The sequence below is a fragment of the Staphylococcus durrellii genome (genome assembly GCF_015594545.1).
Lineage (GTDB): Bacteria > Bacillota > Bacilli > Staphylococcales > Staphylococcaceae > Staphylococcus > Staphylococcus durrellii.
The window spans coordinates 655,247-669,145 of record NZ_JADIIO010000001.1; the positions used below are offsets into that span (position 1 = coordinate 655,247).

18 protein-coding genes are annotated in these 13,899 nt (G+C 32.4%); 15 read left to right on the plus strand and 3 right to left on the minus strand.

What is annotated here, in order from left to right:
* Nucleotides 1-7 precede the first annotated feature (7 nt).
* The 5 genes from modA (at nt 8) to ISP02_RS02935 (ending at nt 4,055) form a co-directional block, all read left to right on the plus strand.
* Complete coding sequence (gene modA / locus ISP02_RS02915; RefSeq protein WP_195720176.1) at nt 8-796, plus strand: molybdate ABC transporter substrate-binding protein; 789 nt, start codon at nt 8-10, stop codon at nt 794-796.
* 20 nt (nt 797-816) lie between these two features.
* Entirely contained in the window at nt 817-1,488 is a 672-nt protein-coding gene (modB, locus tag ISP02_RS02920; RefSeq protein ID WP_195720177.1) for a molybdate ABC transporter permease subunit, read from the plus strand.
* Nucleotides 1,489-2,097, plus strand: coding sequence for an ATP-binding cassette domain-containing protein (locus ISP02_RS02925; RefSeq protein WP_195720178.1), 609 nt, complete (start codon nt 1,489-1,491; stop codon nt 2,095-2,097).
* Between the two features lie 464 nt (nt 2,098-2,561).
* Nucleotides 2,562-3,539 carry a ThiF family adenylyltransferase gene (locus tag ISP02_RS02930; protein ID WP_195721815.1) on the plus strand — a complete coding sequence of 326 codons (978 nt, stop codon included), beginning with the start codon at nt 2,562-2,564 and terminating at the stop codon, nt 3,537-3,539.
* Nucleotides 3,540-3,554: 15 nt separating this feature from the next.
* A complete protein-coding gene (locus ISP02_RS02935; protein WP_195720179.1) occupies nt 3,555-4,055 on the plus strand; it encodes a MogA/MoaB family molybdenum cofactor biosynthesis protein in 501 nt (166 codons plus the stop codon).
* A 53-nt stretch (nt 4,056-4,108) separates the two neighbouring features.
* On the opposite strand, the gene moaC is transcribed toward ISP02_RS02935, so the two are convergent.
* Nucleotides 4,109-4,594: a cyclic pyranopterin monophosphate synthase MoaC gene (gene moaC, locus ISP02_RS02940; protein ID WP_195720180.1), complete on the minus strand. Its 486-nt coding sequence runs from the start codon at nt 4,592-4,594 to the stop codon at nt 4,109-4,111.
* A gap of 59 nt (nt 4,595-4,653) precedes the next feature.
* Between moaC and ISP02_RS02945 the strand changes: the two genes are divergently transcribed.
* The 7 genes from ISP02_RS02945 (at nt 4,654) to ISP02_RS02975 (ending at nt 9,386) form a co-directional block, all read left to right on the plus strand.
* Nucleotides 4,654-5,913, plus strand: a complete 1,260-nt coding sequence (locus ISP02_RS02945; RefSeq protein ID WP_195720181.1) for a molybdopterin molybdotransferase MoeA — start codon at nt 4,654-4,656, stop codon at nt 5,911-5,913.
* Nucleotides 5,910-6,386, plus strand: a complete 477-nt coding sequence (mobB, locus tag ISP02_RS02950) for a molybdopterin-guanine dinucleotide biosynthesis protein B (RefSeq protein ID WP_195720182.1) — start codon at nt 5,910-5,912, stop codon at nt 6,384-6,386. The genes ISP02_RS02945 and mobB overlap by 4 nt, the downstream gene beginning before the upstream one ends.
* On the plus strand, nt 6,383-6,829 hold the full coding sequence (locus ISP02_RS02955; RefSeq protein WP_195720183.1) for a molybdenum cofactor biosynthesis protein MoaE: 447 nt from the start codon (nt 6,383-6,385) through the stop codon (nt 6,827-6,829). The genes mobB and ISP02_RS02955 overlap by 4 nt, the downstream gene beginning before the upstream one ends.
* A gap of 2 nt (nt 6,830-6,831) precedes the next feature.
* Nucleotides 6,832-7,065 carry a molybdopterin converting factor subunit 1 gene (gene moaD, locus ISP02_RS02960; RefSeq protein ID WP_195720184.1) on the plus strand — a complete coding sequence of 78 codons (234 nt, stop codon included), beginning with the start codon at nt 6,832-6,834 and terminating at the stop codon, nt 7,063-7,065.
* A 7-nt stretch (nt 7,066-7,072) separates the two neighbouring features.
* Nucleotides 7,073-7,675 carry a molybdenum cofactor guanylyltransferase MobA gene (mobA, locus tag ISP02_RS02965; protein WP_195720185.1) on the plus strand — a complete coding sequence of 201 codons (603 nt, stop codon included), beginning with the start codon at nt 7,073-7,075 and terminating at the stop codon, nt 7,673-7,675.
* Between the two features lie 13 nt (nt 7,676-7,688).
* Nucleotides 7,689-8,711, plus strand: a complete 1,023-nt coding sequence (gene moaA / locus ISP02_RS02970) for a GTP 3',8-cyclase MoaA (RefSeq protein ID WP_195720186.1) — start codon at nt 7,689-7,691, stop codon at nt 8,709-8,711.
* Between the two features lie 324 nt (nt 8,712-9,035).
* The gene (locus ISP02_RS02975) at nt 9,036-9,386 is read left to right on the plus strand and encodes a transcriptional regulator, SarA/Rot family (protein WP_195720187.1); all 351 of its coding nucleotides are present in this window, start codon (nt 9,036-9,038) and stop codon (nt 9,384-9,386) included.
* Nucleotides 9,387-9,442: 56 nt separating this feature from the next.
* Here the strand turns inward: ISP02_RS02975 and ISP02_RS02980 are convergent, their stop codons facing one another.
* On the minus strand, nt 9,443-10,651 hold the full coding sequence (locus ISP02_RS02980; protein ID WP_195720188.1) for an MFS transporter: 1,209 nt from the start codon (nt 10,649-10,651) through the stop codon (nt 9,443-9,445).
* A 3-nt stretch (nt 10,652-10,654) separates the two neighbouring features.
* Nucleotides 10,655-11,089 (minus strand): MarR family winged helix-turn-helix transcriptional regulator, encoded by a 435-nt coding sequence (locus ISP02_RS02985; protein ID WP_195720189.1) that lies wholly within the window; start codon nt 11,087-11,089, stop codon nt 10,655-10,657.
* Nucleotides 11,090-11,333: 244 nt separating this feature from the next.
* Between ISP02_RS02985 and ISP02_RS02990 the strand changes: the two genes are divergently transcribed.
* The 3 genes from ISP02_RS02990 (at nt 11,334) to ISP02_RS03000 (ending at nt 13,706) form a co-directional block, all read left to right on the plus strand.
* Nucleotides 11,334-12,092: a VOC family protein gene (locus tag ISP02_RS02990; RefSeq protein ID WP_195720190.1), complete on the plus strand. Its 759-nt coding sequence runs from the start codon at nt 11,334-11,336 to the stop codon at nt 12,090-12,092.
* A 66-nt stretch (nt 12,093-12,158) separates the two neighbouring features.
* A complete protein-coding gene (locus ISP02_RS13190) occupies nt 12,159-12,287 on the plus strand; it encodes a hypothetical protein (RefSeq protein ID WP_328806014.1) in 129 nt (42 codons plus the stop codon).
* 168 nt (nt 12,288-12,455) lie between these two features.
* Complete coding sequence (locus ISP02_RS03000; protein ID WP_195720192.1) at nt 12,456-13,706, plus strand: lipid II:glycine glycyltransferase FemX; 1,251 nt, start codon at nt 12,456-12,458, stop codon at nt 13,704-13,706.
* The last annotated feature ends 193 nt before the right edge of the window (nt 13,707-13,899 follow it).

Sequence of the window (13,899 nt, forward strand, 5' to 3'; positions counted from 1 at the left end):
TAATAAAATGAATATAAAAAAATTATTAGTTGGTATAACTACTGCGAGTGTAGTGTTAGCGGGTTGCTCAAATTCAGGAAGTGACCACAAGAATAAAGAAAGTTCTAAGAGTGATTCAAATAAAAAACAACATATCACGGTTTCTGCAGCAGCCAGTTTAACTGATGTAAACAAAGATTTAGCTAAAGCATTTAAAAAAGATCATAAAGATGCAAAGATTTCATTTAATTATGGTGGTTCTGGTGCGTTAAGACAACAAATTGAAAAAGGTGCACCAAGTGACGTTATGATGTCTGCCAACACAAAAGATGTTGATATGTTAGTAAAAGATAAGAAAGCAAAACATACATATAATTATGCACAAAATAAACTAGTGCTTATCGGTGATAAAGACAGTAATTACAAATCAGTAAAAGACATTAAAAAAGGCGATAAATTAGCAATAGGTGAGGCTGAATCCGTGCCTGCAGGTAAATATGCAGAACAGTATTTAAAAGATCAAAAGCTATATAATGATGTAAAATCAAACTTGGTATATGCTAAAGATGTTCGCCAAGTATTGAACTACGTAGAAAAAGGAAATGCTCAATTAGGTTATGTTTATAAAACAGATTTAGCACAAAGTCAAAATAATGGTAATAACAAAGTTAAAGAAATCAATGCTGCTAAGTTGAAAACACCAATTACATACAAAGCTGCAACGACATCAAATAAAAAAGCAGCTAAAGAATGGGTAGACTTCTTAAAAACGAAAGATGCTAAAATTATCATGAAAAAATACAAATTTGAAGAATAGTAACTGAAGGAGGTTGTGCGATGGTCGACTTAACACCATTTTGGATATCAATTAAAGTAGCAGTTATTAGTACGATCATCGTTTTCTTTATCGGTATTATAGTCGCAAGATGGTTGTATAGTAGACATGGAATAGTCGCTAGGTTACTGGAAAGTATTATTGTGTTGCCTATTGTTTTACCTCCGACGGTGATGGGTTTTATATTGCTTATTATTTTTTCACCTAAAAGTCCCGTCGGTCATTTCTTTAGTCATGTATTGCATATCCCTGTCGTGTTTACTATGACAGGTGCAATCATTGCCTCTATTATTGTAAGTTTTCCATTAATGTATCAACACGCAGTGCAAGGTTTTAGAGGGATTGATAAAAAAATGTTGAATACTGCACGTACAATGGGAGCAAGTGAAAATAAAATTTTTACACAACTTATATTACCTTTATCGAAGCGTTCTATCTTATCTGGCATAATGATGAGTTTTGCTAGAGGTATTGGCGAATTCGGGGCTACATTGATGGTAGCTGGTTACATACCGAATAAGACAAACACGTTGCCATTAGAAATTTATTTCTTAGTAGAACAAGGTAAAGAAAATCAAGCTTGGTTATGGGTGCTTGTGTTAGTTGCCTTCGCAATAACGATAATTGGCACCATCAACGTCTTGAACAAAGAACGTTATTTGGAGGGTGATTAGATGCTTACCATTAAACTAAAACATCAACTAAAAGATACTCCGATAACGATTGATATTAATGATCAAGAACCTAAAATATATGCTTTAAGAGGCCCGTCTGGCATAGGTAAAACAACTGTATTAAATATGATTGCAGGCTTAAGAAAACCTAACGAAGCATTTATTAAAGTGAATGATAATGTGTTAACAGATACTGAAGCTAATTTGAATGTCAAAATTCAGCAACGTAATATAGGTTATTTATTTCAAGATTATCAATTATTTCCTAATATGAATGTCTTGAAGAATATAACTTTTATGACTCCATATTCACGACATATCGAAGACTTAATGTCAGAGTTGAACATAGCACATTTAGTTGAACAATACCCATATACATTATCTGGTGGTGAGTCTCAACGTGTAGCATTAGCGCGTACATTGAGTACAAAACCAGATTTAATATTATTGGACGAACCATTTTCGAGTTTAGATGACTATACTAAAGATGAAAGCATCAAAATTGTGAAAAATGTATTTGAAGCATGGCAAATACCTATTATATTCGTGACACATTCAAATTATGAAGCAGCACGATTGGCACATGAAATCATTACATTTGGTAAATAGCATAAAGTATAGACAAATATACCCCCTTTACTATCGCTCTAGTGAAGGGGCTTTTTGATGTACTACAATCCATTTTTGTGCTCTGACTCTAGTATGTAATTAATATCACCTCTTATTTTTAGTGTTTGTAAAGTCAATGAACGGCATCATGAAATAAACGACAAAATAAATAATTAGAAATAGTGGTAGAACTTTTTTATTAATGAACTAATAGTCAAATTAAGTTTCTAAAGCGTCATTAACTTTTTATGCATATTTGACCATGATTAAATAGTTTTCACAAAGTCATTTAGATGAACGGATTAATCTTATAGTCATTCATTTCTATTTGGAAATAAAGTTAATTTAAGTAAAACTATTAAAATATTGAAATTTATTGTTACTCATAATAGTTAGATTTATAATGAATATAATGTATTTAAGAGAGGACAATAACATTGAATAATAATCGCTATTCAAGACAAATGCTGTTCAAAGGTATAGGTGAAGAGGGACAAAAATTAATAGAAAATGCGCATGTCACGATTATAGGTATGGGAGCGTTAGGTTCACATCTTGCTGAAGGTATAGTAAGAGCGGGTATTGGTGAATTAACAATAGTAGATAGAGATTATATTGAAGAAAGTAATTTACAACGACAAACGTTGTATTCGGCTAATGATGCGTTTGAAGCGTTACCTAAAGTTATCGCAGCAGAACAAGCATTGCACGCTATTAGAGAGGACGTAACGATTAACACATTTATTGAACAAGTTGACTATGCTTTTTTAGAAGAACATAGTCGTAAAGTGAATTTAATTTTAGATGCTACAGATAATTTTGATACTAGAATGTTAATCAATGATTTTGCCTTTAAACATCATATTCCTTGGATATATGGTGGCGTAGTACAAAGCACTTATGTTGAAGCGCCATTTATACCTGGGGAGACACCTTGCTTTAATTGCTTATTACCACAACTTCCTGCAATTAACTTAACATGTGATACTGTGGGTGTTATTCAACCAGCTGTTACGATGACAACCAGCTTACAACTGAAAGATGCACTTAAAATAATTACGGGTAATGATGTACCAGCAAAATATACTTATGGAGATATTTGGAATGGAGATCATCATGTGTTTGGTTTTAGTCGTATGTCAGATAAAGATTGTCTAACATGTGGAGCAGAGCCAACATTCCTACATTTAAATAAGCAAGCACATGAGTATGCTTCATTATGTGGTAGAGATACGGTGCAATATCAAAACAAAAATATTTCCCAGGAAATGTTAGTAAACTTTTTAGCAGAAAATAAAATAAATTATAAAACAAACGATTATCTTATTATGTTTCAATATGACGGATATCGCTTAGTCAACTTTCAGGATGGTAGATTTCTCATTCATAACATGACACAAGCGAGTGAAGCGGCAAAACTTATGAATAAATTATTTGGATAAAACGGGGGAGTTTTGATGCATAGTGATATTAAATTAACACGAAAAATACAAAGTGCAGTGTTGACGATTTCTGATACGAGAGATTATAAGACGGATAAAAGTGGTCAATTAATTAAGTCTTTACTTTCAGAAGAAAATGTTGAAGTAGGAGAAGAAGCTTACAAAATTGTCAAAGATGAACCACAAGCCATAAAGTCTCAAATTGAACTGTGGTTAAAGTCTGACGTTGACGTCATTATAACTACTGGAGGTACTGGTATATCACCGCGAGATATTACTATAGAAACAGTTAGACCATTATTTACGAAAGAAATAGAAGGTTTTGGTGAATTGTTTAGATATTTAAGTTATACCGAAGATGTAGGCACAAAAGCATTATTATCTAGAGCTATAGCAGGTACGGTAAATGATAAATTAATGTTTTGTCTACCAGGTTCTTCCGGAGCAGTGAAATTAGCACTAAATAAATTAATTAAGCCTGAATTGAATCATTTAGTACACGAATTAACAAAATAATTGGGCATGATGTAAACATTTTATTTAAATGATTACACTGCCCAATATAGATACTATTGTTTGCGCGTATAGTCACCTGATTTACCGCCAGTTTTCGAGGATAGGTAAGTTTCACCGATAACCATACCTTTATCTAAAGCCTTTGTCATATCGTAAATTGTTAGTGCTACAACAGAGGCGGCTGTTAATGCCTCCATTTCAACGCCAGTTTTACCTGTCGTAGAAACCGAAACTGTAATATTAAGTGTATAGTCATTGTCGTTAGTAACCCAGTCAAAACTAACATCGATGCCACTTAAAGGTAAGGGATGGCACATTGGTATGATTGTTGATGTATTCTTGGCCGCCATGACACCAGCAATCTGAGCCGTATTAAGGACGTTACCTTTTTGGTTTGTATGTTCAACAATTTGTTGGTGAATCTCGGCATTAACGGTAATGTTAGAATGTGCTATAGCAGTACGTTTCGTATCACTTTTGTCCGAAACATCTACCATTTTTGCATTACCTTGTTCATTAATATGTGTAAATTTTGACATAATATACCTCCTAAACAATTCATAGTATAACATGGAGCAAATAAGAAAGGGGATTAGGAATGACAGTAGAAAAAAGAAATCCAATCGCAGTAAAAGAAGCAATTGCGCGTGTTATGAAACAAGACATTACAATGTCTACTATAGAAGTACCTTTACAACAAAGTTTAGATTATGTGTTAGCGCAAGATATTATAGCGACTTATGATATACCGAGATTCAACAAATCACCTTACGACGGCTTTGCAATTAGAAGTGAAGATTCAGTCAATGCAAGTGGAGAGCATCGTGTTGAATTTAATGTTATTGATCATATTGGAGCCGGGTCAGTTTCTAATAAAAAGTTAGGGACTAATGAGGCAGTTAGAATAATGACTGGTGCCAAATTACCTCAAGGCGCCGATGCTGTAGTTATGTTGGAACAAACAGTAGAAAAAGAACGTTCTTTTACTATTAGAAAACCGTTTGAATCATATGAAAATGTATCGTTAAAAGGCGAAGAGACCACTGATGGCGATATTGTTTTGAAAAAAGGACAGCATCTTAATGCAGGTGGTATTGCTGTTTTAGCTACATATGGTTATCAAAATGTCACTGTTTATAAAAAACCTAGCGTCGCGATTATAGCTACTGGTAGTGAGTTGTTGGACGTCAGTGATGAACTTGAACCTGGTAAGATTCGTAATTCGAATGGACCAATGATTCAAGCTTTAGCTACTAAAGTCGGTCTAGAGATAGAAACATATAAAATACAACAAGATGATTTAGAAAGCAGTATTCAAGTAGTTAAAGAAGCAAAAAGCAAACATGATATGGTGATTACTACAGGCGGAGTGTCAGTCGGAGATTTTGATTATTTACCGGCGATTTATGAAGCATTGGATGCAAAGGTATTATTTAATAAAGTTGCAATGCGCCCAGGTAGCGTAACGACTGTTGCCGTAGCAGATAATACTTATTTATTTGGTTTATCTGGGAATCCATCTGCTTGTTTTACAGGTTTTGAATTATTCGTAAAACCTGCACTTAACAAGATGACAGGTGCTAACGCTTGTTATCCCCAAATTGTTAAAGCAACACTAATGGAAGACTTTACAAAACCTAACCCATTTAGCCGTTTTATCAGAGCGAAAGCGACCTTTACAGGTGGTGAGATGACAGCTGTACCTTCTGGTTTTAATAAATCTGGTGCAGTCGTAGCCATAGCACATAGTAATGCAATGATAATGTTACCCGGTGGTACGAGAGGCTATAAAAAAGGACGTACGGTCGATGTGATTTTGACTGAATCATCAAGTTACGAAGAGGAATTATTATTATGATTTTGCAAATTGTCGGGTATAAAGATGTTGGTAAGACCACACTGATGACGCACACTATCAAGTTGTTAAAAACTTTTGATTTATCCATTGTCACAATTAAAAACCATGGTCATGGTGGAGAAATCACTTTACAAGATAACGATGTAGATCATATGAAACACTTCTCTGCAGGTGCCGATCAAAGTATCGTTCAAAGCAAAAATTATCGACAAACAGTTACAAGCATAGCAAAACAAAATCTTAATGAACTCATAAATGAATCTGTTACAATAGACAGTGACATCATATTAGTAGAAGGATTTAAAGAAGCGCCATACGATAAAATAATTGTGTATAATCGACAAGAAGATTATCTTAAATTGAATGGATTATCTAATGTTCAATATCGTATCGACTTAACAGAGGGAAACGCTTACGCACAATATGAAGCATGGTTGCTTTCATTTTTACAAGTAAAAGGACTGATTATATGAAGCAGTTTGAAGTAACGAACTTGCCAATTCAAACTGAACAGTACAGAGAATTTGTAGTTGATGCTACCAAAGGGGCTGTCGTAGTATTTACCGGCCATGTAAGAGAATGGACGAAAGGTATTAAAACTGAATACTTGGAATATGAGGCATATGTCCCAATGGCAGAAAAAAAGCTTGCCCAAATTGGAGAAGAGATAGCGAAGCGTTGGCCTGAAACAATGACGGTGATTGTCCATAGAATAGGGGCATTAAACATTTCTGACATAGCGGTATTAATTGCAGTATCTTCTCCTCATAGAAAAGATGCTTATGCAGCAAATGAGTATGCCATAGAACGTATTAAAGAGATAGTACCAATTTGGAAAAAAGAAATATGGGAAGATGGCGCTGAGTGGCAAGGCCATCAATGTGGTTATCATGAAGATGCAATTGAAGGAGGCTAAGCATGAAAGTCTTATATTTTGCAGAAATAAAAGACTTATTAGCAAAACAAGTCGAAGAAATACCTTTAGATAATACACTTACTGTTGAACAACTTAAATTAAATTTGTTAGAACAATATCCAGTTTTAAAAAATAAAACTTATCAAATAGCTGTAAATGAAGAATTTGTAAAAGATGATGACATCGTACAACAAAATGATACGGTTGCATTGATTCCACCAGTTAGCGGAGGTTAATAAAGACATGAAAGCAATAATCCTTGCCGGTGGGCGTTCTGAAAGATTTGGCGCTCAAAAAGCATTCGCACAAATACAAGGACAATATTTTTATCAAAGAATTGTAGATGTTCTTGAAGCAACAAACATGTTTAATAAAATAATTATTAGCACTAACGAAGATTTAGCGCCTGAATTTGATTACAATGACGTAGTCGTTGATGCACCGCATTATAAAGACAAAGGCCCTTTGGCCGGTCTTTGCACAGTTATGCAACAATACGATGATGAACTATTTTTCGTAGTATCAGTAGATACGCCAATGATTTCAAATAAAGCCATTAGCAAACTTTATCAATTTATGATTGAACATTTAATTGAAGATAAATTAGATATAGCTGGATTTATGGCAGATAATTATCCAATACCAACTATCGCATTTTACAGTCCTAAAACATTACAACATATTGAACAAGCTTTAATTTCTGATGACTATAGCTTCAAAAACGTTTATAACCATGTAGATCATGCTTGGTTAAACGTTGAAGATATTGAAGCACCAGAATATTGGTTTAAAAATATTAATTATCAACAAGATTTGGACTCTTTAGAACAAGTGTTAAATAAATAAGGAGGTCCTTTAAATGGTTGAACAAATAACTGATAAATTAGGTAGACCGATAAGAGACTTAAGATTATCAGTTACCGATCGTTGTAACTTTCGTTGTGATTATTGTATGCCGAAGGAAATATTTGGAGATGACTTCGTGTTTCTCCCAAAAGAAGAATTATTAACTTTTGATGAAATGGCACGAATTGCCGAAGTTTATACACAACTCGGTGTGAAAAAGATACGTATTACTGGTGGAGAACCGTTGTTACGTAGAGATCTATATAAGTTAATAGAGCAGTTATCACACATAGATGCTATCGAAGATATAGGTTTAACTACGAATGGTTTATTATTAAAAAAACATGGGCAAAATCTATACGATGCTGGATTAAGAAGAATTAATGTTAGCCTTGATGCGATTGATGACAAAGTATTTCAAAATATAAATAATCGTAATATTAAAGCGAGTACGATATTGGACCAAATTGATTATGCTGTTAGTATTGGGTTCCATGTTAAAGTAAATGTGGTTATTCAAAAAGGTGTTAACGATGATCAAATTATTCCGATGATTGAATACTTTAAAAATAGAGACATTGAAATACGTTTTATTGAATTTATGGACGTAGGTAATGATAATGGTTGGGATTTTAGTAAAGTTGTTACTAAAGATGAAATGTTAGAAACTGTAGAACAACATTTTGATATAGTACCGGTGCCACCTCAATATTATGGTGAAGTGGCTAAATATTATCGGCATTCAGACAATGGTGCTAAATTTGGTTTAATAACGAGTGTGTCTCAATCGTTTTGTTCAACTTGTACACGTGCAAGATTATCATCAGATGGTAAATTTTATGGTTGTTTATTTAGTTCAGTCGATGGATTCAATGTAAAATCATTTTTACGTTCAGGTGCAACCGATCTTGAACTTAAAGAACAATTTAAAGCATTATGGAACATTCGAGACGATCGCTATTCAGATGAACGTACCGAACAAACTGTTGCTAATCGTAAACGTAAGAAAATTAATATGAACTATATTGGTGGTTAGTTAAAAGACTAATCTTTCAATGCTATAAACTTTTTAATCTCACAATAAATTATTGTGAGATTTTTATTTTTATATGTAAAACTAGTAAAGTAATACTTTAAAGATAATGAAAAAACACTGACTTAGAATAATTAAATGATAAATAAGCGTTAATCTTTAATATCTTTAATTTAAAATCTAAATGAGTAATTTAAATAACAACTTAAAAGTTATAGATTTAAAGAAGGAATTGTTATATAATATTTCAAAAGCATAAGACTATATATAAATCCATTTAAACATTAAAACAACAACTAGAATAAACATAGGAGGCTTGATCAAAATATGGAAAGTAAAGTAAAGCAATTCATCGAATCTGAAAGATCGATATGTCAATTAAAACATTGGCTTAAAACGACTCAAAGTTTATCTATGGAAGAATTTGTTGTGCTGTATAAAGTTTATGAGGCACAAAAGATTAGTTGGAAAGTATTGAGGGATACTTTACATTTTGAAATGTTGTGGGATACAAGTAAGATTGATGTTATTATACGTAAAATTTATAAAAAAGAACTCATTTCAAAAATTCGCTCTGATTCAGATGAAAGACAAGTATTTTATTACTTCAATGATAAACAAAGTGAGTTGCTAAGCCATATTACAGCTGCTATTGAAACTTCTCAAATGGCAAATTAATAAAAAGGTTAGGTATTATGAATGTATTCCATTCAAACATACCTAACCTTTTTATATTAATATTGAGATTTTACTTTACGGCCATGTACGAATAAGTAAATAATTGCTGTTACGAACGCAAGTATAGCCATAATGCCATACAACTGAGCAAAAGATACTGCAGACGTTACGAAACCTAATACATATGGACCGAAACCTATACCTAAGTCTAAACCGATAAAGTAAGTAGATGTTGCGATACCATATTTTGTAGGTGGGGAAACTTTAATAGCGATAGCTTGCATACTTGAAGAAATATTACCGTATCCGCAACCAAGCAATAAGCCTGCTATGATAAGTAACCAACCTGAATTTGTAAAACATAATGCAACGAACGTTAATATTAAGCAAATAAAAGCTGGATAAACAACTACATTTTCGTTTCTATTATCCATTAAGCGGCCTGCAACAGGTCTTGTGATTAATGAAGCGATAGCATAGAAAATAAAGAAGTAACTAGCTAATGTTACTAAATGAATTTCTTGGGCGTAAAATTGTAAAAACGTTAAAATTGAAGAGTAAGTTAAACCAGTAATTAACATGACAACGGCAACTGGTACGGCTTCTTTTACAATATAGTTATTAATGTTAAATTTCTTTTTACTTTGAGTAACTTTTGTAGCATCTTCTTTTATAGTTTCAAATTGTAAGTTAATAAAAAAGGAGATTGCTAAACTTACTATGCCACAAATTAAACAAATGAAAAACAATAATTCTACTGGGAAAGCATTAATTAGTAGTAAACCAAAGAACGGTCCAAATGCTGCACCTAAAACTAAACTTAGGGAGAATAAACTAATGCCTTCACTTTTACGTGATTGTGGCGTAACATAAGCAGCTATTGTTCCAGTAGCAGTTGTTGCTACCCCAGTTGCAATACCATTAATAATACGTGTAACCATTAATACAGTTAATGAACCTTCGATAAAATATAGTAATTGAGAAACAATTAGAAAGATTAATCCGATTAATAAAATACGTTTTGGTCCAATCTTATTAACGTATTTTCCTGTGGCAAATCTACCTATGAGTGATCCTATAATAAAAAGACCTGAAACTAATCCAGCTATACTGTCTGAAGCATGATATTCTGATTTAGTATAACTCGCGATAATTACTATTAATAAATACATACATAGGTAAACTAAGAAGTTAGTGATAAAGTTAATATTAAAGCTCTTCGTCCAAATAGGTGATTTTAATGAGCCTGACGTTACTTGTTGCACTTGCTATTCCTCCTCTGAGTTAGATAATTGTTCGTGTAAAGCTAAAACAGTGTTTATTGTCGTATCAACATCTTTAGAAGTGATGCCCGCCCGTTTGACAATGTCTTCTTGAATACGGTCGAATTGTTTACTCATATCTTCATAAAGTTGAGTACCTGACTTTGATAGAGTTAAAATTCTTTCTCTTTTGTCGTTACCTTGTTTTATAGTTAACAATGATTTGTCTAATAATACTTTTAATATTTTACGCGTTGTGGGTTTTTCGATTGCTCTTCTTTTAGATATTTGGACTAAAGTTGTTGGTTCGTTGAGTGCAATATCTTTTAAAACAAGCCATTGAGCTGAGAATAAATCATATTCTTCGAATATTGGTTGAAATAACTTTACATAAGGTCGATACATACCAGTTAAACTATCAAATAATTTTTTCGTATTCATAGGCACCTCTCAAATAGTTAGCCTTGCTAACTTTATTTACAACATTAACCATTCTAATGCATATTTGAAAATAAATCAATAGCCAGACACAAATTTTTAATTAAATTAGTATTATGTTTTTTAGAAGGAGAAATTACTATAAATTGTAAATAAGTATGGGTGTTTTTAGGGTATTAGTAAAATACGAGTAATGAGAGAAGTCATTTGTTAATATAGAATTAAATAAAATTAAGGGGTTTTATCCATGAATCTTAAACTTGATCATTTCGTGCACTATATAAATAATTTATCTGAGTTTAAATATCCTGGGGAGTTGTTAACATTAAATAATGGGGGACGTCATGAACGTTTTGGTACGTTCAATCGTCTCGCTTATATATCGAATGCTTACATAGAATTGTTAGATATCTACAATAAAGAAACTTTATTAAAAATATCTAAAACAGACGAGGGTAGAGTTGCCTTTCCTTCTAAATTAGTCCATGACAATTACAAGCAAGGACTAAAAACACTCGCTTTTAGTACGGATGATATTGATTATTTAAAGTTAGAATTAGAATCTAAGGGCGTTGATATTATTGGCCCAGTTAAGATGAATCGTGTTGATGCAAAGGGGAATAAAATAGAATGGCAACTATTGTACATCAATGAGCTAGAAGAAAAAGTTAAACCGCCATTTTTTATACAATGGGATGAACCGGATGAAGTGAGAGAGAAGAAATTAGCACCATATAGGCAAAATGAATTTACAGTTAAAAGAGTTCGCATTGGATGCGAAAATAGAAAGATTACTGCAGCTAAATGGAGACAGTGGTACGAAATGATTGTCGTCAACGATGATGATGACGTCACGGAGTTGCAATTACCAAATGACAATGTGATTTATGAATTTTATGATAGTGAAAATCCTAAATATGAAAAAATAGTCTTGCATGATAGCAAGACTAAGGCGTCATATACTTTAATAATTAGAGGTCTGAATTATTGTTTCGAAGCAGATTAATAAATGTATTGATAAGCACTATGCGCAATGATGAATATATGCAAGAGGGCCAAAATAAGTGTTATAATGGCACAGTATGTTGCCACTTTATTAGAACGTATTAATAAAAAGAATAAAGATAATACGAATGTTAACGCTACAAGTAATACACGCAAACTAAAATTGTTAATAGTTAAAGGATTAGCTAAACTATGAACAACGATAATGATATTTATGATAAATAATAAGCCAAGGATAATAATTCTCATGGTAAACCTTCTTTAATTAGTATTTATTTTATTATATCAAAGACTATGTTATACGTGAAAGATTGAATTGTGCGTTGTATAATTAAAGCACTGTAAAGATAAAGGAGACAGAGATATGGAAAAGATGAATATTACAAATCAACAACATGATGCATTTGTGAAAAGTCATCCAAATGGGGATTTACTTCAGTTAACAAAATGGGCCGAAACAAAAAAATTAACAGGTTGGTATTCTAAGCGTATCGCTGTCGGTGAAAATGGTGAAGTTGTAGGTGTGGGGCAATTATTGTTCAAAAAAGTACCAAAATTACCTTATACCCTATGTTACATCTCAAGAGGGTTTGTGACTGATTACTCAAATAAATTAGCCTTAGAAGCTTTATTAGAATATGCAATGCAAATTGCAAAAGAAGAGAAGGCCTACGCAATTAAAATTGATCCAGACGTAGAAGTAGATAAAGGTATTGACGCCTTAAGAAACTTAAAAGCGTTAGGATTTAAGCATAAAGGTTTTAAAAATGGATTGTCTAAAGACTATATTCAGCCCCGAATGACAATGATTACACCTATTGATAAAGACGATGAATCATTATTACAAACTTTTGAACGTAGAAATCGTTCAAAAGTTAGATTAGCATTAAAACGTGGTACAAAAGTTGAAATATCAAATAGAGCAGGTTTAGAAACTTTTGCAAACTTAATGAAAGTAACTGGCGAAAGAGACGGCTTTTTAACGAGAGATATTTCATATTTCCAAAATATCTATGATGCATTACATGAAGACGGAGATGCAGAATTGATTTTAGTTAAACTTGAACCTAAACCAGTGTTAAAAGAATTAAGACAAGAAATGGAAGAATTGGATCAAGAAATCGTTAAATTAACTGAGAAAAAACAAGATAAAAAAACCTTAAATAAAATTAAAGATGCAGGTAACAAAAAAGATAAAACGCAGACATTAATCAGTGACTTAGAACAATTAGAAGCAACACATCCAGAAGGCATGTACTTATCAGGAGCTTTATTGATGTTCTCAGGTGAAAAGGCATACTATTTATATGGTGCTTCATCTAATGAGTTTAGAGACTTTTTACCTAACCATCACATGCAGTTTGCAATGATGCAATACGCTAGAGATCATGGTGCCAAAACGTATGATTTCGGTGGTACTGATAACGACCCAGATAAAGATTCAGAACACTATGGCTTATGGACATTTAAAAAGGTATGGGGAACGTATTTAAGTGAAAAAATCGGTGAATTTGATTATGTCTTAAATAAACCTCTCTATCAAATCATTGAAAATGTAAAACCTAAATTAACTAAAGCTAAAATACAGCTTTCTAAAAAACTAAAAAGAAAATAATGTAATAACTATAAAACTGTCGACAAAATTAGGCTTTGTCGACAGTTTTTATATTTTTAGAAAGAACCATATATGTATAACTTAGATTATTGTAAACATGTAATATAGTCAGTGGTTATAAATAGATGTCTATTTAATAAATCTTAAATCTAATGTGCAAAAATTATTTGCATTAATTTATAATAAGGAACTT

What these genes read in the sequence shown, in the direction of transcription:
- modA (WP_195720176.1), top strand. Translation starts at nt 8, where the DNA reads ATGAATATAAAAAAATTATTAGTTGGTATAACTACTGCGAGTGTAGTG.
- modB (WP_195720177.1), top strand. Translation starts at nt 817, where the DNA reads ATGGTCGACTTAACACCATTTTGGATATCAATTAAAGTAGCAGTTATT.
- ISP02_RS02925 (WP_195720178.1), top strand. Translation starts at nt 1,489, where the DNA reads ATGCTTACCATTAAACTAAAACATCAACTAAAAGATACTCCGATAACG.
- ISP02_RS02930 (WP_195721815.1), top strand. Translation starts at nt 2,562, where the DNA reads ATGCTGTTCAAAGGTATAGGTGAAGAGGGACAAAAATTAATAGAAAAT.
- ISP02_RS02935 (WP_195720179.1), top strand. Translation starts at nt 3,555, where the DNA reads ATGCATAGTGATATTAAATTAACACGAAAAATACAAAGTGCAGTGTTG.
- moaC (WP_195720180.1), bottom strand. Translation starts at nt 4,594, where the DNA reads ATGTCAAAATTTACACATATTAATGAACAAGGTAATGCAAAAATGGTA.
- ISP02_RS02945 (WP_195720181.1), top strand. Translation starts at nt 4,654, where the DNA reads ATGACAGTAGAAAAAAGAAATCCAATCGCAGTAAAAGAAGCAATTGCG.
- mobB (WP_195720182.1), top strand. Translation starts at nt 5,910, where the DNA reads ATGATTTTGCAAATTGTCGGGTATAAAGATGTTGGTAAGACCACACTG.
- ISP02_RS02955 (WP_195720183.1), top strand. Translation starts at nt 6,383, where the DNA reads ATGAAGCAGTTTGAAGTAACGAACTTGCCAATTCAAACTGAACAGTAC.
- moaD (WP_195720184.1), top strand. Translation starts at nt 6,832, where the DNA reads ATGAAAGTCTTATATTTTGCAGAAATAAAAGACTTATTAGCAAAACAA.
- mobA (WP_195720185.1), top strand. Translation starts at nt 7,073, where the DNA reads ATGAAAGCAATAATCCTTGCCGGTGGGCGTTCTGAAAGATTTGGCGCT.
- moaA (WP_195720186.1), top strand. Translation starts at nt 7,689, where the DNA reads ATGGTTGAACAAATAACTGATAAATTAGGTAGACCGATAAGAGACTTA.
- ISP02_RS02975 (WP_195720187.1), top strand. Translation starts at nt 9,036, where the DNA reads ATGGAAAGTAAAGTAAAGCAATTCATCGAATCTGAAAGATCGATATGT.
- ISP02_RS02985 (WP_195720189.1), bottom strand. Translation starts at nt 11,089, where the DNA reads ATGAATACGAAAAAATTATTTGATAGTTTAACTGGTATGTATCGACCT.
- ISP02_RS02990 (WP_195720190.1), top strand. Translation starts at nt 11,334, where the DNA reads ATGAATCTTAAACTTGATCATTTCGTGCACTATATAAATAATTTATCT.
- ISP02_RS13190 (WP_328806014.1), top strand. Translation starts at nt 12,159, where the DNA reads ATGGCACAGTATGTTGCCACTTTATTAGAACGTATTAATAAAAAGAAT.
- ISP02_RS03000 (WP_195720192.1), top strand. Translation starts at nt 12,456, where the DNA reads ATGGAAAAGATGAATATTACAAATCAACAACATGATGCATTTGTGAAA.